Raw genomic sequence first — 18,314 nt, 5'->3', positions numbered from 1 at the left:
GCATGACCCAATCAGACCCGGACACTATCGAGAACTATTTTCACAACCACGCCCCAAAACCCATACGCTCGGCTATTGAAGAGGCCAAGAAGGGTGAAATTCTGAACCCGACCTACCCCTACTCCAAAAAGCTTAAAGGCAAGGAATACGATCAGCAGATGGAAGGTCTGCAGATTGAGCTGGTCAAGATGCAGCGATGGGTCAAGGAGAATGACCAGCGCATCGCTATCCTGTTCGAGGGCCGTGACGCCGCTGGCAAAGGCGGAACCATCAAAAGGTTCCGCGAGAATTTGAACCCAAGGGGCGCGCGGAACGTGGCGCTTAGCAAACCCTCGGACGCAGAACGCAGCCAATGGTATTTCCAACGCTATATCTCTCATCTCCCATCGGCTGGTGAAATCGTGTTTTTTGATCGCAGTTGGTATAATCGGGGCGTTGTCGAAAATGTCTTTGGCTTCTGCACGACGGAAGAGCGTGAACGTTTTTTCAGGCAGGTCCTGCCCTTGGAAACCGGGTTTAGCAATGATGGCATACATATCTTCAAGTTCTGGCTGAATGTCGGGCGCGCCGAGCAACTTAACCGCTTTCTTGCCCGCGAAACCGACCCTCTGAAGCAGTGGAAACTCAGCCCGATCGACATCGCAGGCCTACACAAATGGGACGAATACAGCCAGTCGATTACCGAAACCCTTACACGAAGCCATTCCGAAAACTGCCCTTGGACGATCATTCGATCAGATGACAAGAAACGCGCCCGGCTGGCAGCCATTCGCACCGTGCTAAGCCAACTCGACTACGAAGGCAAAAACCTGGAAGTGGTGGGCATGCCGGATGAAAAGATCAGTGGTGGTCCGGAAATCTGGGATGCATAAGCTAATTGCAACACTCTGCTCAGCCTACGCTGGATTAGGCCCTGGCCGCTGCATATATACAATAAAACGCGCCTGAGGCCGGGATGACGAAACGCGGATATCACCACGGAAACCTAAAGCAAGCCTTGATGGAGGCTGCCTTGTCCCTGATCGAACAGAAGGGACCGACCGGTTTTACATTGTCAGAGGCCGCAAAGACCGCTGGGGTCACTCCCGCAGCCGTTTATCGCCATTTCGAAGGGCGTGAGGACCTGATCGCCGAGGCTGCCCGTCAGGGGTTTGAGATGTTCGCCGACCTGATGCAATTTGCCTATGACAAAGGGCAACCCTCGGCACTTGCGGCGTTTGAGGCCACGGGCCGCGCCTATCTCGCCTTTGCCCGCAAGCACCCCGGCTATTATATTGCGATGTTCGAAAGCGGGATTTCAATCAATCGTACACCGGAACTGGCGCTGGCCGCGAACCGGGCCAAAAACGTGCTTGAAAAGGCCGCCAGCGATCTGTCGCAGCATATTCCGCCGGAGAAGCGTCCGCCCGCTTCGATGTTCAGCGCCCATATCTGGGCCATGAGCCATGGTGTTGTCGAACTTTTCGCACGCAATACCGGCGCAAGTTCCCCCTTCCCACCCGAAGACCTTCTGGAGAGCGGAATTGGTATCTATCTGCGCGGTCTGGGTCTGGTCGCACAGGACGAATAAGACCCTGCCAGTCAATCGCTTTCGCGGGCGGTCTCGCCGTCGACCAACGGGACTCCCGCTGCCCTCACGCCTGCAATAAGCGCATCAACCGGTTGCGACTCTTTGAATACGCGGCGCTTCAGGGCCTCCAGCGGAAAACCAGGCCAAGTTTTCTGGTAAACATTGGCGAGACGCCGTGCCTCGACTTGTTCGCCATTGTTCCAATGTGCGGCCATCAGATAGGCCGCTGAAATCGGCCCAAATGGTCCTCCGCGCTCGATCGTGTCCTCGTAAGTTCGGATCGCCGCGGCATAGTCTCCGGTATGAAAATGCGCAGACCCTAGTACATTGCCAAAGACAAGCCCGCCGCTGCGTTCCGCGAGCTCTTCATACCATTCAGATTGCGCCAGGATCCGCTCGAAATTCAGAGTATAGAGTGAAATAAGTGCATCGAACTCAGCGACATGCGGATCGGTGGGGGCCAGATCAACGGCTCTGCGAGACAGGGCCGATGCCCGATCGAAATTGCCCAGTGCAAATTCCAGCCAGGCCCGCGCCGAAAGCGCCCAGGCCTCATCAGGTGCGATATCCATCGCATGGGCGCTTTTTTCATCGGCAGACTTCAAATACCTTTCTGCATCCGGTTCAAAGAACAACAAAATGGCCAGCATGGTCTCGACCTGTGCCGCTCCGGCATAGCCGCAGAAAAAGAGTGGATCTCGTTCAATCGCCGTCTCAAAAATCAGCAAAGCCGGTTGCAGACGCGATAGATCAACGACGGGGAACATCACATCGCGGCCAGCACTGCAAAGGTTTATCGCTTCTACCCGCGCGGGAGATACGTCATAAATCGCGCTTTGCCCTCGGCCCACAGCGCTGCGTGGCTCATTCTTTGAATAATAGCCTGATACCCAGATGCCTACGCCAATCAAAGCCAGAAAGAACGCGATGACCAACGCGCTTCGCCGAATGCCCTGTGGGTTTTGGGCTTGCGAACTCCCCAGCGTAAACTCGGGTGCATAGCTACCGACAGGCAGAGAAATCACCACGGGATCAGTTGCGCCATCACCTCCGTAATAAGCTTTTAGCTTTCGCCTGACACGACCCGCATCAACGCGCACAACCCCTTCCCGCTTGGTCAAGTCGTCGGCGCTGTAGCCATAAACATCCATGGCAATGGTCTTGGCGCGGATCTCATCCGTGCGGCCCGCAAGCGCTTCGGTCACGACATAGCTAAGAAAGGCCCGCATTCGGGCAGATCCTTTGAAGCCACCTGAGTTCAATACCCGCTCAAGAGCACTTCGCACCTCCTCATCCGAGAAAGAAGGCGCTGTGTCACGTTGTTTGTTATCCGCCTGGGCAGTCAAGAACTATCCTTTCATGACAATGGCTTGACCCCATGGTGCTACGGTAGCATGCGGCTTTATACGTTCAAGTCATATTCTAGGGAATGCATGCTTTATGAGCAATTTCCACGAAGGCAACGCGGATGGACGAAGAAGACTTCTTTGACGCACAATTCCCGGGAACCTCCGTTCTGCTGCGAAACATGCGCGCCCAAGACAGTGAGTTCGACCGGATTTGCCTCGACTATCAGGAGATGATGACCGAGCTGGCTCAGTCTCCTCTTTCCGACACGGGTGTTCGCCCTCGGTACCTCGCGGATCTGGCGGAAACCGTTACTGATTTGCGAAGCTCTATCGAAGCAAAGCTGTCAGACGTTCCGGGTACGCCCGGGCATTTGGATAAAACGAAAGGCTTGAAATGACCCTGAAACACATTTTGCCCGCGCTAATCCTGACTGCAGCTTCGGCATATGCCCAACAGAACCCGATTATTCACGATGGTGAGTTCGAATTTCTGCGTGCCCAGTTCGGCGCGGTCTGGGATGCCCAGGACATTGAGATTGACGCGAAACTGGCCGAAATCCGCGACGCAAACGGGGGCAAACCACCCAATATCCTGTACATCCTGATCGACGACATCAGCTTTGGTCAGATGGGTGATCGCAAGATGAACTACGTCATGGGCATCGAAACGCCCAGCATCAACCAGTTCGCCACCGAAGGTTTGTCGCTGATGCGGATGTACACGGAACCCTCGTGCACGCCGACCCGAACGGCGATGCTGACCGGGCGACATCCGGTGCGTGCCGGTGTGACGGAAGTCAAAGTGGCTCTGGTAGGCGAAGGCCTTCCAGCCAGCGAGGTGACCCTGCCCGAGATCCTAAAAGAGGTTGGCTACAACACCGTGCATGTTGGCAAGTGGCACCAAGGTGACATCGAACAGGCCTACCCCCACAACCAAGGTTTCGATTGGGCCGCCTTCCCCCTGCATCAACAAGTTCAACTGAGCCTCATGACCCCCGAGGCGATGCGCGCGAATAATATGCTCGGATACGTGCCCGAGGGGCAGAACAATCAGTTTCTGCTGGATGAGCGTTTCAAACCCTACGGACTGGTGACTGGTGTCGAGGCAGAAGCAGGCGGCACCGCCCGAGAGGTGGATATGTCACCGGGCGAGGTCTGGACCCAAGCCAAGTATGAAGCGATGAACGAGAGGTATCAGCGTCAGGCTCTTGAGCAATTGGAGCGTGCCGCAGCCGAGGAAGAACCGTTTTTCCTGCAATATTGGCCGCTCTACCCGCTGAATTTCGTTTATGCCGAGAACGCGATCTCTCGCAACGGCGGGTTTCATGCTGACAAACTGCAACTACTGGATGGCTGGATCGGTGACCTGCTGGTCAAGCTCGAAGAAACCGGAGAAGCCGACAACACGATTGTGGTTTTGATGGCCGACAATGGACTGATGTACCACTACGAAGGAACTTCGGGGCTCAATCAACTGATCTATCGTGGCGGTAAGACCCAACATCTGGAAGGTGGCGTACGCACGGATGCATTCATTCGCTGGCCCGGAGTAATCGAGGCTGACAGCGCCGCCGGAGATATCTTTCATGTGTCTGATATCTATACCACAATGGCTCGGATCGCAGGCGCGACTGATCATATCCCGCGCGACCGCATCATCGATGGTGTCGATCAGACCGCCCTGCTGCTGAACGGTGAAGGCAACGGTCGCCGCGATTATGTATATGTCTATGAAGGCCCGGTTTTGCGCTCGGTGGTCAAGCAGGAATTCAAAATGCACCTGCCCGCGCCCGGCCAACCCGGAGCGGCGGCCCCGACCTTCAACATCTATCGTGATCCACGCGAACTGCACCCTTTGGTCGGTTACTCACTTTGGGCCGGAGCGTCGTTTCAGGACATGATCAAACGCCATCAGAAGATGATCGCGAAACACCCGCATTCCGAAATCGGGCGCGGCATCCCCTACGAGGGCATCGACAACCTGCGTCCGGAATCTGAACTGGCTCGCGATGTGTTCACGAGCTGGCAGCAGTGAAGGCTACAGAAATTCCTGTTTAAATATGATAATGTTTTAATGTGAAATCAGCGGCAGGAGTGTTTGCGTTCCGCCCAGTACATGATCGGGGGATATCGAATGAAGATTTCAGGGGTATTGGTTTTATTCGCCAGCCTTGCCGCGCGCAGCACGTTCGCGCAAGAAAACCCAATCCAACACGATGCCGAATTCTATATCTTGCAAGCACAGCGCGCAGAGCAATGGGCCCAGGATGATATGGCTGTGGATGAAGCCCTGGCTGCATTTCGCGAAGGCAACAACGGTAAGCCACCGAACATCATCAGCGTTCTGATCGATGATCTGGGATTCGGCGACATGGGGATACCCGAGTTGAACGCCGTTCGGGGTTACTCGACGCCGAATATCAACGATTTCTCCGACGACGCGATGCGCATGGTTCGGATGTATACCGAACCCTCTTGCACCCCTACTCGCGTCGCCCAAATGACAGGGCGGCTGCCTGTACGCATGGGAATGGGTGATACCACCGTTGATATTGCCGGCTTTGGACTGCCGGGGGCAGAAGTGACGTTGGCCGAAGTGCTGAAACAGGTTGGTTACGCAACCAGCCATGTTGGCAAGTGGCACATGGGAGATATCGCGGAAAGTTGGGCGATGAACCAAGGCTTTGACTATGCGCAACACGCCATTCACCAGCAGGGTCAGCTGACGATTTTCAATGATGATGCAATCAAAGAGCAGGTCTCGGTCGCGATCAGAGATTATGATGACAAATACACGCTGGACGGTTGGTTCAGGCCGGACGCCTCAGCGATGATGACCGTCATCGAAGGCGAAACGGGCGGTCCAATTCGCGAAATTCGGATGGAGTCAGGTGAGCGCTGGAATGCGGCCAAATACGATGAGATGAACCAGGCCTTTCAGGACAAAACCTTGTCAGAGCTTGAACGTCTTGCCAGCGACGATACCCCCTTTTTCCTGCAGTATTGGCCGATGATCCCTCTGGATAATACCCGCGCCGGACGTTCTGGTCCCGAAAGCGCGAATGGCGGTCTCTATGTCGACAAGATGCAACTTTTGGATCAATGGCTGGGTGATTTGTTCGCCAGCATGGCAGAGTTGGGGGTCAGCGAGAATACCATCGTCATCGTTATGGGGGACAACGGCCACTTTACCAAATACGCCCCGCAATCGGGCTATACTCCGATGATATATGCTGGTGGCAAAGGGGATACGACTGAGGGCGGCGTTCGGGTAGACGCCTTTATTCGCTGGCCGGGGATGATTCAGGCAGATGGTTTGCTGAACAGCATCATTCACGTTTCGGACCTTTATACAACGCTTTCACGTTTTGCGGGGGCCGAGCAATACATCCCGCGAGATCGTCTTGTGGATGGCGTCGATCAATCCGCAGCGCTATTGTTTGCGGACGAAGCCAAAGCGCGCAGAGATCACGTGATCATCTATTCGGTGAACAAACCCGAGGCGATCGTGAAGGACCAGCTTAAGCTCAAACTGCCGGGAGCCGGGGAAAGCGCTATTCTGGCAAAGTTCTTTGATCTCTACCGGGACACGCGCGAGGAATATTCAGTCTCGACCGAGGTTGGCGCCTGGGGCGGGCAGGAATTCGCACGCATCCTTGGCCGACACATGGCCCGCAAAGAGAAATTCCCCGACACGCCACCCGCGTATGGCGTGCCCTATGAAGGGATCGAGAACCTGCGCCCCGAAACCCAACAAGCGGTCGAGGCTTTCCTGATCAAAAGCCAATCCCCGCAGCAATAGCACGGTGTCGCCGTCGTCATTCACTCAAGTTTCTAGGATCATCACATGCTTGGATTACTCCTATTCGCACTGGGTTTAATCGGATCACTTGGGATCGGGTTCGTCTACTTCCGTGATTTGGGCGACGTGTCCCAGATGCTGTTGAAGGTAAAGCGCGAGAATATGGTGCGCTTCATCCGCAATGAATACCGCTTGATTGCCATCGGGTTGGGCGCATTTGCTCTCGCAACGCTCGCGCATTTCGCCCTGGGAGCCGGGCCGTTCTGGCTTTGGCTCATTGCCGCTTTACTTGTTCTACTTCTCTATGGCTTTCCCTATGTCTGGGTTCATCTAGGTCTGAGAAATCAGCTAAATGACGCGCAGTATTTTCCCATCGACGAGGCCCGCAAATATGTCGGGCCGACTGCCCCCGTGATGGTGATTGAGAATGACGGCCATGCCCGAGCCCATCCTGATGCACAAATCATGCGCCCACATTTGGCGGGCGACGACAAAGGGCTGGGCGGAGAAGACGTCGTGATGACCTATTGCGCCATGGCCAATCTCGGTCAGGGCTATGCGCCAAGCATCGAAGGCAAACGGCTGAACCTTGAGGTTCTCGCCCAGCACGGCAACAACCTGATCCTGCGGGACAACGATACTGGTGAACCCATCCAGCACATATACGGCTTTCGCGAAGCGGATCGTGACACAAATGCAAACGGCCTCGCGTGCCCTCTGCGGCCCGAAGCGCAGATGACACCCTGGCCAACCTATCGGATGACTTTCCGTGGATTTCAAAAGGCTTTCCCGGATGGAGAGGTGTTTTTGAACAAACCCTCCCCAAACCCCTTGCTGCGGTTGCTGGACATGATGACCGAGATCACGTTCGGCTGGGGCATTGGCCGCCAGCATCAGGAAGAGGCTCCGGTGATGGACAACATGGACCGTTCGGACAATCGGCTGCCGAATAAAACCTATGTCTGGGGGATCACAATCGGACAGGATGCCACCTGCTGGACCGACGATTTCGTTGTCGACAACGATTGGATCGTCAACGCGCGTGTCGGCGGGCGGGATATCGTCGTCAGCCTCGATCCGAAATTTGAAAGCTTGGGCGTTTGGTACAATGACAGCGGTCAACCCGTGACCCAATGTGACTTTTGGGGAATGTCTGATCAGGGCCAACTACAACGGGTCGAAACGCTGCGCGCAGGCGTGTTCTGGCATGTCTGGTCCGAGTTTTTTCCCAGCACCGATATCAATCGTGTCGGTGACGGCGCAGGCAAATCCGAAGACGTGGCAGCATGAAGGAACGAACAATGCGCCTGGCTAGGTTGGCATGAGGCGACAATAGAAATCAATTCAAGGTTCTTGGCGGGAGACGGAAAATGGATGTGACAGTAAAGTGGACAGGATTGGCTCTTGGCCTCGCAATGGCAGGTTCGATGGCACCAATGGCCTTGGCCCAACAGTCGGACTGGTCATATGAGGCCTCAATCTATCTTTTCATGCCGGAAACTGAGACCTCACTCAGCACACCGATGGGTACACTGGATGGCACCCTGAGTTTTTCCGATGCGTTGGACAATCTCGATTTTGCCTTCATGGCCGCGTTTGCCGCCACAAATGGCCGGTGGTCCCTGTTGGCCGACTATAACTATACCAATCTGTCTTTCAGCAGCGACACTCCCGGCCCTGCCAGCTCAGGCTTGGACACATCCTTTACCACGCAATTTCTCAGCGGCTATGTCGGCTACAGGGTCTACGAGGATCAAACCGCAAATGTGGATATTGTCGGTGGATTCAGGTGGTTCAGCACGGAAACCGACTTTGAATTGCAACCAGGCGCGGCCCCCGGCCGTCGAACAACGGTTGATTCAAGCTGGACCGATCCCGTAATCGGGGCCCGCGCACGCGTCAAGTTCTCGGACAAATGGTCAGGAACTGGGTTTGTAGACTATGGCGGCTTCCGCAGCGGCAGCGAGACATGGCAGGTTCTGCTGACAGCCGACTATGCGATTAATGATCGTTGGCTGATCCGCGGTGGATACCGCTATATCTCATTCGACCACGACATCGACGGAAACGATTTCAAGTTCGACCAATCCGGTCCACTGATTGGCGCGACTTACCGCTTTTGAGCGGCTTCTAGTGACCGCCAAAGTAGGCCTCAAGCAATCGCTTATCATTCCGCAACTCGTCTGCGGTGCCTGATGTCTGCATGCGTCCTGACTCGAGCACGTAAATCCGGCTCGCCAGCGAAAGCGCGAAGTTGGCGTTTTGCTCGGTGATCACAACCGTCAGCCCGTATTCCTTGTTGAGCTTGCGCACCACCTCGGCGATTTCGTGACAGATTTTCGGGGCCAGACCAATCGTCGGTTCGTCGACGAGCAACAGCTCGGGGCTGGTCATCAGCGCGCGTCCGAACGAGACCATCTGACGTTCCCCGCCCGACTGGGTCGAGGTCTCCTGCCCTTCCCTCTCTTCGAGACGCGGGAACAGGCTGTGTACCATTGCCAGATTGCTCTGGATGTCTTCGCGGGCCGTGAAGGCACCGACCATTAGGTTGTCACGCACCGACATATAGGGAAACAGGTTGAAGCGTTCGGGCGCATAACCCACGCCATGTCGTACAATTTCGGAAGGCGTCCGACCGGCAAGGCTGTGCCCCCTGAGCCGGATATCGCCCTCGATTTTGACTAGCCCCATGATGCTGTCCAGCAAGGTCGATTTTCCAGCCCCATTTGGACCCACCACAGCGACAATCTCACCGGGTTGGACGGTGATCGAGATGTCGGTCAGCGCTTGCGCCTTGCCATAGAATGCCGACAGGTTTTCGATTTCCAGATACGACATTACGCGCCCCCCAGATACGAGGCCTGAACAGCCTTGTCGTTCATGACTTCGCTGAACGAGCCCTCGGCAATCATGGTGCCCCGTTCAATGGCGATCGCACGGTCGACCAATGGCTCAAGCGCAGGCAAATCATGGCTGACGATCAGAAAAGTCATCCCATCTTTGCGCATCGACTGAATGAGATCAGAGATTTGGGCGATCTCTCCTGTGGTGAGACCCGCAAACACTTCATCCAGCAGCATCACCTTGGGCGCGGTTGCCATTGTGCGCGCCATCTCAAGTTTACGCAGATCACCCATGGCCAGTTCTGTCGGCGCGCGTTTCAAGTCCGCTTCTGTAAACCCGACGCTGAGCGCAAGCTCTCGCTCACGTTCTTTATCTGGGGGTGAGACGATCATCTGCCAGATATTGTCGGGCATTAGGCCAACCCGGATATTTTCGGCAACGCTCATATCACCAAACGGGCGTGGGATCTGATAGGTTCGGCTGACCCCGGCCCGAATGCGTTGCGGGGTCGACAGCGTCGAGATTTCCTGTCCGAACAGTTCGATCGTTCCGCCGTTTTGCCGCAACTCACCCATGATCTGGCTGAACACGGTCGTCTTGCCTGCCCCGTTGGGACCGATCAATCCAAGCGACTCGCCCTCTTTGAGAGAAAACGACAGATCATTCGTCGCGACTAATCCACCGAAACGTTTTACCAGACCTGTAACCTGTAACGCCACGCTCATGTCGTCCGCCCCTTGCACAGGCCTTTGAAACCACGCCGAACCAGCTCAACAATGCCTTTCGGCTGATACATGTAGAGGAGCAGAGCTATGGCTCCGTAGACGAAATACCGTTCGGCGCCAGGAAGGACCGGTCGCAGATACTCCAACAGGAATGTCATGAAGAACGCGCCGATCATGGGGCCAATGATGGTCGATGTTCCCCCCAGAAGTGCCGCAACGATGATTGTGAACAGGAAGTTAATATCAAACAACGCACGCGGCGCAAGCGATCCCAGATAGTGAACGTAGAAGGCACCACCCAAGCCCGCGATCATCGCACTTGTCAGAAAGGCAAAAGCTTTGAGGCGCGTGGTGCTGAGGCCCGATCCGCGCACACTTTCCTCGTTCATTCCGATGGCAGACAAGGCCGTACCTAGTCGCGTCTTCATCAAAAGCCACATGCTGACGGCGATTGCCAACATCAGCGTCGTGGACAGGTAATAGCCGTTCGCCGCGCCGCGCGTCAGAGTTTGAATACCCGACATGCCGCGTGTTCCGCCGGTCAGATCCGGGCGAATGACCTGGACCAGTTGGTAGAGCAACTCCATGAACGCCAGCGTGACGAGCGCAAAATAACTTCCACGGATACGCAGCGCTGGTAGCAGCACCAATAGGCCCGCGATCATGGTGACAAGCACGGCGATCGGGATCGAGATTTCGACAGCGACGTCAAAGCGCTTGGTCAGGATTGCCGTGGTATAGGCCCCGATACCGATCAGGAACGGATGACCAAAGCTCACATACCCTGTTCGGCCAGACAGCACGTCCCAACTGATGGCAAAGATGGCCAAATAATTGGCAAATATCATCGTGCGCATCGTCCCGTTCGAGACGAATTGCGGCAACAGGAACATTCCGGCGATCAAGCCACCCCAGAGCGCAAAGTGAAACCAGCGTAGCCCCATCGTCACAGCTCCTCGCGGCCAAACAGGCCCTGCGGTCGCGTGACCAGCACGCCGATGATCAACAGCATCGTGAAGACACCTCGCAACTCCGGTGCAAGCGTTGCCACAACGATGACTTCAAGAAACCCGACGATATGGGCCACCACCAGTGTACCGAGGATCGAGCCGATCCCGCCCACAATAACGACGGCTACCGAGATGATTAGTGGCGCCACCCACATGGATGGCGATAGCTGAGTGTAGCTGGCAAAGAAGACGCCTCCGATTGCGCCCAATGCGCCCGAGATACCCCAGGTGATCAGATTGATGCGATCCGGATCGATCCCGGAAATTGCAGCGCCTTTAGCATCCATCGACACCGCCTGCATCGCCCGTCCGGTATGTGTGAGCCGCACAAAGGCATAGAGCCCTAGCAGAATTGCCCAGCTAATAAGGGTTGCAATCAGGATGTTATACGTGACCGAGGCCCCGGCCACATTGATCACACCGGGGACAATCGGCAAAAGGATTTTGCTGCTGTCGCCAAAGACCAAAACGATCCCGGCCTGAATGACGACAGCAAGGATCAACGTCGAAATCTCGACAGCCACGTGATCCCCTTTGAGCGTTTTGACGATCAGGCGGTACTTCAGAACTCCCATCAAAACACCAAGCACAGCGGCAACGGCAACGCCCATGAGTTTTGGCATACCAAGTGACTGCGATATCCAGAAGTAAATGTAGCCGCCGACCATCAGATAGGCGCCATAGGCGAGATTCAGAACGCGGCCTATGCTGAAGATCAGCGTAAACCCCATTGCTATAAGCGCGTAGAGACCGCTGAGCAAAAGCCCCTGAATCAGTATCTGCAACATAAATGGATCCTTGGCTGCGGGTGCGCGCTGCCGCGCACCCGTTTCAAGCTAACGACGCGACCGGGTTACGGCTTGACCCAGCTGGGAAGCGTGAATTCGCCCGTCGCGTATTTCTCGGGGTACACAACTGCGGCAGTGCCGTCTTCATACCACTGAACAACGACCATTGACGGGGCCGCATCATCAAACGGCTCAGACAGATCAAAGCGAATGTTGTGAGGATAGGTGCGGCCTGTCACAGGCTCGACCTCATCGTCGCCCCAGAAGGCGTAGCGCAGCCAAAGCTGACCATCCATCTCAAGCACCAGATCCTGCTTCTTCATCGCATCGGCCCAGCCTTCGACATTGTCGAAGCCACCCGCCTCTTCCGCGGCAGCCATAGCCTGTTTCAGACCGTGATAGGCGTTGAACCCATTGAAATGCGGCAGCAGTGGGCGGCTGTCATACTTGGCCTGATAGGTATCAACAAAGGCCTGACTGGCCGGATCTAGCTTGAATCCCACGGAAGGAATCGGAGACAGGGTCGAGATGCCGCCACCGGCTCCGCCAGTGTCTTCCCAATATTCCATACCCAATGCGGCTACGTTCACACCTGTCATCGCCATGGGGACCTGCAGTTTCACATATTGCGACGAAACCACCTGCGAATTTACGGATGAGACCTGATAGATAAAGTCAGCCCCGGTATCCTGCGCACGGCTGAAGATCGGCGCGAAATCAACGGTGGCAACATCATAGGTGATGATGTCCTTGACCTCGATCCCCGCAACCGGCGCAAGCGCCTCGGTCACCAATCCGGTGATCGCTTCGCCAAACGCTGTATCCTCAGCCAGAATGACAACGGAGTCCCAACCCATCTTTTCCTTCAGGACGTCGGCACCAAAATTTATGTAGAGCGTGGCAAGCGCCTCGTCTGAGGCGATGTTCATGAAATATGGTGCCATGCTTTCGGGATCTTCGACCACCATGTCGATGATGCCGATATATGACGTCCACGTGTCCAGCGTCGGAATTCGGTATTCCTGCATTCGCGGCAGCCAGCCCAGCGAAACATCATCGATAGAGCCTGAGATGATGAAATCCACTTCTTCGGTTTCCGCCAAGTATTCATAGGCCCGCACCCCTTCGGTCGGGTCCTGCCCAGTGTCGGCGGACACCAGCGTGATCTGTTCCCCCATAACGCCGCCATTCGCATTAAGCTCTTCAATCGCGATCTCTGCACCACGCAGCGTCGACAGACCGGTGTCTGAGGAAAGAGATCCAATAAAGCCCACCTTGATTTCAGCTGCGGCCGCCGAGGCCACAAGCGCGATACATGTTCCGCTGAGTAGCGCTGTCTTGATCATCACATTAGCTCCCTGTGTCTTATTGTGCCCTTCTTGTATTCTGTATACAGTACACAAGACGATAGTTCGATCAAATCCTTTCTTGGTGACTCATGTTCAGATTCCGCTGATTTCGCCGTTTTCGTCGTGAATTACCGCATCCACATCGATTTCCACCGTCAAACCGGGTTGCGTCAGCCCGGCTTGAACGGCTGTCAGAACAGGATCAATATCCTTGAATACCTCTCCGTGAACGCTCGCGAATTCACCCGCGCACGACAGATCGGTCAGATATGCGCGGACCCGGCCAACATGGCGCATCTCGGCACCGACGGCCTTAAGCGCCTCTTCTATACGGGACAGAATGTATTTTGTCTGGGCGCCCACATCTCCTGGCGCATGAATACGCCCGCTGGGTTCGATCGCTGTGGTCCCTGCGACCCAAACGAAGGGACCGATGCGCTTTGCGCGGGAATAAGACGCAACTTCTTCGAACCGCCCGCCTGACTTCCAGATGCGGAGGGTCACAGGCCTAACCTCGATCGGATGGCATCCGCCGCTTTCTGCAAGGCTGCTTGTTCTTGATCGGTCAGCCGCAACTCCTCGACTTCGACCAACCCGGAAGACCCCAGATGGGCAGGAACACCAAGCACAACCCCATCGATGCCATATTCCCCCTGCAACATGACCGAGACCGGAACCGGGCCGGTGCGTGCGCCCCGGATATGGTCGATCAACTCGATCGACGCGTGCGCCGGTGCTATGGTTGCGGAACCGGATTTCTTCAGGGCAACTACCTGCCCACCGCCGGTCACGGCGTCCTGAACGCAAGCCTCAATCTGATCAGGCGATAAAGACACCTCCAATGCCCTGCCCTTAATTTTGGCCCGGCTTGGGATTGGCGCCATCTCGTCCCCGTGGCTTCCGAGCGTGAAGGCTTCGACATCAGCGGGCGCTACTCCCGCAGCCATAGCAAGGGCGTTGCGAAACCGGCTGCTGTCCAGAGTACCGGCCATGCCCAGCACTCTTTCACGAGGGAACCCGGTTGCGCGCAGCATTTCTACGGTCATTTCGTCAAGCGGATTGGTCACCACGATGACGATGGCATCAGGCGCAGCGGAGCGTATGGCCTCAGCGGCCTGGCGGATCACGCGCGCATTCACGTCGATCAGATCCGCGCGGCTCATACCCGGACGCCGGGCAAGGCCTGCGGTCACCACGACCACCTCGGCACCTGCCACAAGGTCCAGCGACTCGCCGCCAATACACCGGGCGCGCGCTCCGGTGATGCCTGAAGTGTGATTCAAATCCAACGCGGTTGCAGCCGCCATCCCCGGAGCAATGTCGATCAGAGCAATCTCATCCGCGATATCCTGCATCGCCGCCAGATGCGCCACATTGCCCCCAACGCCCCCTGCCCCGATCATGGCAAGTTTGCCAAGCCTTCGGGCCTTGCGTTTCGAACGCACCGGAGCAACCCATTTGGGCGAGCGGCGATACAACACACGCTGCATTGAAATAGCAGCGTCTGTACGCGTTGGTTGTGGCTTTTCCAGCGGTCCGTCGACAAGCTTTATGCCAACGCGCTCGGCAGTTTCGCGTGCCAAGGCCGTCACGATATCGTCGGGCAGGACTTCAAACACGATCCGACCGCGACGGCGGGCATCTTCGACCGCCTCTGAACCTATGACGCGCGGCACTGCCATCAGTTGGCTTGCCCGTCCACCGCCTCTATCGCGCGGGTTGCGGCCTCGACGGCGGTCTTGACCGAGTTTTCAGACCCCGAGATGAACAGGCGGCCAAACCGCCCCACGGCGCGCACTTCGACAATATCGATCTCTGCCGCCTTCTCCGCTTCATTCGCGGCAATCGAGATATAAGCAGCCGGGGCACACTCGACGATGCCCAACGTCTGCCCTGGAACGATCAGAGCCCCCTTGCGCCATTTGTTCAGCAGTTGCGCCTGATAGGGTTCGACGCTGGTGATAATCTGCGTGGAACTGATCGCCGGTTTCAACCGGTCAGACATTGTTGCGCCGAGCTCGGCCAGCATCGCATCGCGCGCGGCGGACACCTCCGCATTCGACGGAGACCGCAAGATAAAAAACCCGAACTCGCGCTCGACCATCTGTGTTGTCGCCTCAACCGAAGATGCCTTGAGCGCCCGGTCGATCAGCGAGAATACTCCGTTACCCGGCGCAAACTCTCCGATCAAAACCGTATCCCCGGACAAGGGCACCGACCCTTGCACCGTCGCACCGTTATAGGCGGCGAATTTTGGTTGCAGGTTGTCGATCTGCATCAGCGCCCGGATGGTAATCTCGCTCATGCGCCATACTCCTCGTAAATGTCGCGCCAGGGTCTGCTTTCATAGGCTACCCGTTTGATGTTGATGAGATGCAGGGCCGTCACATTGTCCGAAGTGATCGAACCGGACCACGTGCCGGTGCCCAGCATGAAGGATGGTTCCAGATCAGTCGAATATCCCATACCGCCCATGATGCCCGGTGTATTCACCAGTACCCGACCCGTCGGCACGGTGGCAAAACGGGCCACGATCTCAGGGTCGTCCGAATGGATGACCGAGGAATGACCCCACCCTTCGAACTTGGCGATGGATTGCGCCAGCTCGATCCCATGGTCTGTGGATTTCGCCGCGTAGAACGCTAGAACGGGGTTCAGCTTTTCTGCAGACAGCGGGCGCTGCCAACCTACTTCTGTCTCTTCCGAAACAAGGCACCGGGTGCGTGGTGGGATGGAAAAACCGGCAGAATCCGCCAGCGCCTGCGGGCTTTGCCCCACCTTCTCAGGGTCCATGGCCTGCACGCCTTTGAAGATCACCCCGGCAAGACGATCCGCTTCGGCCGGTGTGCAGAAATAGGCACCTTTCAATTTAAGCTCGTGGCGCAAATCACGTGCGATCTCAGGATCAGCGACGACGGCCTGCTCACTGACGCAGGCGGTCCCGTAGTCAAAGCTCTTCGACGTCACGATCATCTCGGCGACTTCCGCCAGATCGCGTGCTTTCGACTTGTGTACGTAACACGGCACGTTGCCCGCACCGACCGCGAGCGTGGGTTTGCCGCTGGAATACGCCGCTTTGACCATGGCAGGACCACCGGTTGCCATCACAACCGAGGTACGGCGATGTTTCATCAACTCGGCTGTGCCCTGAATTGTCACGGAATCCAGACATTGGATTAGACCCGTGGGCGCACCCATTTGTTCAGCCACGCGCGCCATAATTCGCACCGTTTCGATGCCACAACTCACACCACGCGGATGCGGCGCACACACGATCGCATTGCCTGCCTTCACCGCAGAAAGCACTTTGTAGATGATGGTTGAAGTGGGGTTCGTCACCGGGATCAGAGCTGCCACAACGCCCATCGGTTCACCGAAGGCTGCGATCTTTGTCGCATCATCGCGCCAAAGCAATCCCAGCGTTGTCACATCTCTTAGATAATCCGCGACTGAAAGCGCGTTGAACAGGTTCTTGACGCGCTTGTCCGGCACATTCCCATATCCGGTTTCCTCGACGGCCATTTGCCCCAGCCGTTCGGCCTCGGGCTCGATGGCGCGCGCCATGGCGTCGACTATTGCGTCTACCTGCGCCGGGTCGGTGCCCAGAAAGGCGCGATAAGCCTCGAAAGCGCTATCTGCGGCACGCCGTGCGGCGGCGATTGATTTCAGATCTGCATCCATCAAGAAGCTCCGGTGACGATGGTGTCAAAGATACGGCGCGCTTGATCAACGTCGCCCGCTGAAACCCCTATTGCTTCGAGGCGCCGTCCGGCGGCAGCCACATCCGCCCCCAAAATTCGGTCGGACATCGCGATCAGGCTGTTCGTCAGCGGGCTCGGGATACCCGCAAGCTCACCCGCTGAGACCAAAGGTACAAGCGAGCCCAACACGCCATCCCGCATCATACCGCGCGACGTTTGTTGATCCGGGATCGGACGCGCGCCCGAGCCACGTTCGGCGCCGGCAAAAGTGGATATCCACCGCCCTGTCTCCGGCAGATTACGAACTCCAAACGCAGCAGCAATGCGTCGCCGTTCGTCTGCAAGACCCTGAATGACATCTGTCTGGTCCGGACCAATCAGAGACGCAAACGTCTGGTTATCCTCAAGCGGAACACCACCCATTGGAATGCCAGGACCACCTGTCCCCATTGCGGCACCGCCGAGGATCAGCGCAGGTATCTCGACTGCGGCCGACAGATCGTTGAAGCCGCACGACAAAACCGAGTCGACCACCTGAACGTTGGACAAATAGGCGGACACGGCGTCCAGAACCTCTTCCCGACCGCGCGGCAAGGTTGCCGCAGCCATCGGTGCCGCCTGCGAAAGCGTCAAAGCTGCGCCCTCGGAACGGAACCAGTATGGCAGACCCTGAACCTCAACCAGCGTGACGTCCGCCGCGCAGCCTCCGATCCGCAACAACCAGGCTGTTTCCACAGCCCCGAGAGATCGTCCCGGCGCAAGGACCAAGATTTGCCCGTCGCTGAGGTGATCGGCCAGCACCATCGCATACGTGCGCTGTTTGTGAAGCGGTCCGGTCAGGAATATCACCTGTGCATCGCGCACCGCTGCATCCAGCTCAGCGGTTGTGCGCACCGACGGCCCATCCCGATCGACTTGATAGGTCCCGACCGGACCTTCACCGCGAAGCGAGATGCCTGAGGACTGGGCCAACAGCGACAGTTCGGCCCCATAGGCCGAAAACAAGGTGACTTCAGCCCCTTCGGCAAGACAAAGAGCGGCCAACAGGCGCGCATCAGCCCCGCCGCCCAACACCGATATTCGGTCGAGCTTGGGATGTTCAGGTGCACCCCGGGTTGAGCCACGTGTCGCTGCACGTGTGAATTCCTCGAAACCGGCTGACATAGCGTCTCCTCA

The 18,314-nt window shown here is 56.8% G+C and carries 18 protein-coding genes; 7 read left to right on the top strand and 11 right to left on the bottom strand.

The features are described from left to right. The first annotated feature begins 2 nt into the window (after positions 1 to 2). Together ppk2 and ACR0BT_RS01465 are read left to right on the top strand one after the other, a co-directional pair. Complete coding sequence (gene ppk2, locus ACR0BT_RS01470) at positions 3 to 872, top strand: polyphosphate kinase 2 (protein ID WP_170393259.1); 870 nt, start codon at positions 3 to 5, stop codon at positions 870 to 872. Between the two features lie 83 nt (positions 873 to 955). Continuing rightward, entirely contained in the window at positions 956 to 1,570 is a 615-nt protein-coding gene (locus tag ACR0BT_RS01465) for a TetR/AcrR family transcriptional regulator (protein WP_170393260.1), read from the top strand. Between the two features lie 11 nt (positions 1,571 to 1,581). Here the strand turns inward: ACR0BT_RS01465 and ACR0BT_RS01460 are convergent, their stop codons facing one another. Beyond that, complete coding sequence (locus tag ACR0BT_RS01460) at positions 1,582 to 2,799, bottom strand: tetratricopeptide repeat protein (protein ID WP_480762387.1); 1,218 nt, start codon at positions 2,797 to 2,799, stop codon at positions 1,582 to 1,584. 239 nt (positions 2,800 to 3,038) lie between these two features. On the opposite strand from ACR0BT_RS01460, the gene ACR0BT_RS01455 reads away from it, so the two are divergent. From ACR0BT_RS01455 to ACR0BT_RS01435, 5 genes are all read left to right on the top strand, one after another. Beyond that, on the top strand, positions 3,039 to 3,317 hold the full coding sequence (locus tag ACR0BT_RS01455; RefSeq protein ID WP_170421299.1) for a hypothetical protein: 279 nt from the start codon (positions 3,039 to 3,041) through the stop codon (positions 3,315 to 3,317). Further along, entirely contained in the window at positions 3,314 to 4,954 is a 1,641-nt protein-coding gene (locus tag ACR0BT_RS01450) for a sulfatase-like hydrolase/transferase (RefSeq protein WP_170393263.1), read from the top strand. The genes ACR0BT_RS01455 and ACR0BT_RS01450 overlap by 4 nt, the downstream gene beginning before the upstream one ends. 99 nt (positions 4,955 to 5,053) lie before the next feature. Further along, the gene (locus ACR0BT_RS01445; RefSeq protein WP_170393264.1) at positions 5,054 to 6,721 is read left to right on the top strand and encodes a sulfatase-like hydrolase/transferase; all 1,668 of its coding nucleotides are present in this window, start codon (positions 5,054 to 5,056) and stop codon (positions 6,719 to 6,721) included. Positions 6,722 to 6,766: 45 nt separating this feature from the next. Next, positions 6,767 to 8,011, top strand: coding sequence for a DUF3179 domain-containing (seleno)protein (locus ACR0BT_RS01440; RefSeq protein ID WP_170817690.1), 1,245 nt, complete (start codon positions 6,767 to 6,769; stop codon positions 8,009 to 8,011). An 80-nt stretch (positions 8,012 to 8,091) separates the two neighbouring features. Next, positions 8,092 to 8,844 carry an outer membrane protein gene (locus tag ACR0BT_RS01435; protein WP_255612112.1) on the top strand — a complete coding sequence of 251 codons (753 nt, stop codon included), beginning with the start codon at positions 8,092 to 8,094 and terminating at the stop codon, positions 8,842 to 8,844. Between the two features lie 7 nt (positions 8,845 to 8,851). Here the strand turns inward: ACR0BT_RS01435 and ACR0BT_RS01430 are convergent, their stop codons facing one another. The 10 genes from ACR0BT_RS01430 to ACR0BT_RS01385 all read right to left on the bottom strand — a co-directional run bounded on the left by ACR0BT_RS01430 (position 8,852) and on the right by ACR0BT_RS01385 (position 18,302). Beyond that, positions 8,852 to 9,559, bottom strand: a complete 708-nt coding sequence (locus ACR0BT_RS01430; protein ID WP_170393266.1) for an ABC transporter ATP-binding protein — start codon at positions 9,557 to 9,559, stop codon at positions 8,852 to 8,854. Beyond that, the gene (locus ACR0BT_RS01425; RefSeq protein ID WP_480762386.1) at positions 9,559 to 10,290 is read right to left on the bottom strand and encodes an ABC transporter ATP-binding protein; all 732 of its coding nucleotides are present in this window, start codon (positions 10,288 to 10,290) and stop codon (positions 9,559 to 9,561) included. Before ACR0BT_RS01425 ends, ACR0BT_RS01430 begins: the two co-directional genes overlap by 1 nt. Continuing rightward, on the bottom strand, positions 10,287 to 11,234 hold the full coding sequence (locus ACR0BT_RS01420; RefSeq protein ID WP_480762385.1) for a branched-chain amino acid ABC transporter permease: 948 nt from the start codon (positions 11,232 to 11,234) through the stop codon (positions 10,287 to 10,289). Before ACR0BT_RS01420 ends, ACR0BT_RS01425 begins: the two co-directional genes overlap by 4 nt. A 2-nt stretch (positions 11,235 to 11,236) precedes the next feature. Then, entirely contained in the window at positions 11,237 to 12,088 is an 852-nt protein-coding gene (locus tag ACR0BT_RS01415) for a branched-chain amino acid ABC transporter permease (protein ID WP_170393269.1), read from the bottom strand. Between the two features lie 65 nt (positions 12,089 to 12,153). After that, positions 12,154 to 13,434, bottom strand: coding sequence for an ABC transporter substrate-binding protein (locus ACR0BT_RS01410; protein ID WP_170510280.1), 1,281 nt, complete (start codon positions 13,432 to 13,434; stop codon positions 12,154 to 12,156). A 96-nt stretch (positions 13,435 to 13,530) separates the two neighbouring features. Next, positions 13,531 to 13,941 (bottom strand): Rid family hydrolase, encoded by a 411-nt coding sequence (locus ACR0BT_RS01405; protein ID WP_170510692.1) that lies wholly within the window; start codon positions 13,939 to 13,941, stop codon positions 13,531 to 13,533. Next, positions 13,938 to 15,119, bottom strand: coding sequence for a malate dehydrogenase (locus tag ACR0BT_RS01400; protein WP_480762383.1), 1,182 nt, complete (start codon positions 15,117 to 15,119; stop codon positions 13,938 to 13,940). The genes ACR0BT_RS01405 and ACR0BT_RS01400 overlap by 4 nt, the downstream gene beginning before the upstream one ends. Continuing rightward, complete coding sequence (locus ACR0BT_RS01395) at positions 15,119 to 15,742, bottom strand: BMC domain-containing protein (protein ID WP_170393272.1); 624 nt, start codon at positions 15,740 to 15,742, stop codon at positions 15,119 to 15,121. Before ACR0BT_RS01395 ends, ACR0BT_RS01400 begins: the two co-directional genes overlap by 1 nt. Further along, entirely contained in the window at positions 15,739 to 17,118 is a 1,380-nt protein-coding gene (locus ACR0BT_RS01390; protein WP_170662353.1) for an aldehyde dehydrogenase family protein, read from the bottom strand. Before ACR0BT_RS01390 ends, ACR0BT_RS01395 begins: the two co-directional genes overlap by 4 nt. Beyond that, positions 17,118 to 18,302, bottom strand: coding sequence for a hypothetical protein (locus ACR0BT_RS01385; protein ID WP_480762381.1), 1,185 nt, complete (start codon positions 18,300 to 18,302; stop codon positions 17,118 to 17,120). Before ACR0BT_RS01385 ends, ACR0BT_RS01390 begins: the two co-directional genes overlap by 1 nt. Positions 18,303 to 18,314 lie beyond the last annotated feature (12 nt).

The organism is Ruegeria sp. CJ6, assembly GCF_056536665.1.
The sequence above is the reverse complement of the archived record's forward strand: the minus strand, read 5'-3'. Positions and strand labels throughout refer to the sequence as shown.

Coding starts and splice junctions, on each gene's coding strand:
- ppk2 (WP_170393259.1), top strand. CDS start 3: ATGACCCAATCAGACCCGGACACTATCGAGAACTATTTTCACAACCAC.
- ACR0BT_RS01465 (WP_170393260.1), top strand. CDS start 956: ATGACGAAACGCGGATATCACCACGGAAACCTAAAGCAAGCCTTGATG.
- ACR0BT_RS01460 (WP_480762387.1), bottom strand. CDS start 2,799: ATGCGGGCCTTTCTTAGCTATGTCGTGACCGAAGCGCTTGCGGGCCGC.
- ACR0BT_RS01455 (WP_170421299.1), top strand. CDS start 3,039: ATGGACGAAGAAGACTTCTTTGACGCACAATTCCCGGGAACCTCCGTT.
- ACR0BT_RS01450 (WP_170393263.1), top strand. CDS start 3,314: ATGACCCTGAAACACATTTTGCCCGCGCTAATCCTGACTGCAGCTTCG.
- ACR0BT_RS01445 (WP_170393264.1), top strand. CDS start 5,054: ATGAAGATTTCAGGGGTATTGGTTTTATTCGCCAGCCTTGCCGCGCGC.
- ACR0BT_RS01440 (WP_170817690.1), top strand. CDS start 6,767: ATGCTTGGATTACTCCTATTCGCACTGGGTTTAATCGGATCACTTGGG.
- ACR0BT_RS01435 (WP_255612112.1), top strand. CDS start 8,092: ATGGATGTGACAGTAAAGTGGACAGGATTGGCTCTTGGCCTCGCAATG.
- ACR0BT_RS01430 (WP_170393266.1), bottom strand. CDS start 9,559: ATGTCGTATCTGGAAATCGAAAACCTGTCGGCATTCTATGGCAAGGCG.
- ACR0BT_RS01425 (WP_480762386.1), bottom strand. CDS start 10,290: ATGAGCGTGGCGTTACAGGTTACAGGTCTGGTAAAACGTTTCGGTGGA.
- ACR0BT_RS01420 (WP_480762385.1), bottom strand. CDS start 11,234: ATGGGGCTACGCTGGTTTCACTTTGCGCTCTGGGGTGGCTTGATCGCC.
- ACR0BT_RS01415 (WP_170393269.1), bottom strand. CDS start 12,088: ATGTTGCAGATACTGATTCAGGGGCTTTTGCTCAGCGGTCTCTACGCG.
- ACR0BT_RS01410 (WP_170510280.1), bottom strand. CDS start 13,434: ATGATCAAGACAGCGCTACTCAGCGGAACATGTATCGCGCTTGTGGCC.
- ACR0BT_RS01400 (WP_480762383.1), bottom strand. CDS start 15,119: ATGGCAGTGCCGCGCGTCATAGGTTCAGAGGCGGTCGAAGATGCCCGC.
- ACR0BT_RS01395 (WP_170393272.1), bottom strand. CDS start 15,742: ATGAGCGAGATTACCATCCGGGCGCTGATGCAGATCGACAACCTGCAA.
- ACR0BT_RS01390 (WP_170662353.1), bottom strand. CDS start 17,118: ATGGATGCAGATCTGAAATCAATCGCCGCCGCACGGCGTGCCGCAGAT.
- ACR0BT_RS01385 (WP_480762381.1), bottom strand. CDS start 18,302: ATGTCAGCCGGTTTCGAGGAATTCACACGTGCAGCGACACGTGGCTCA.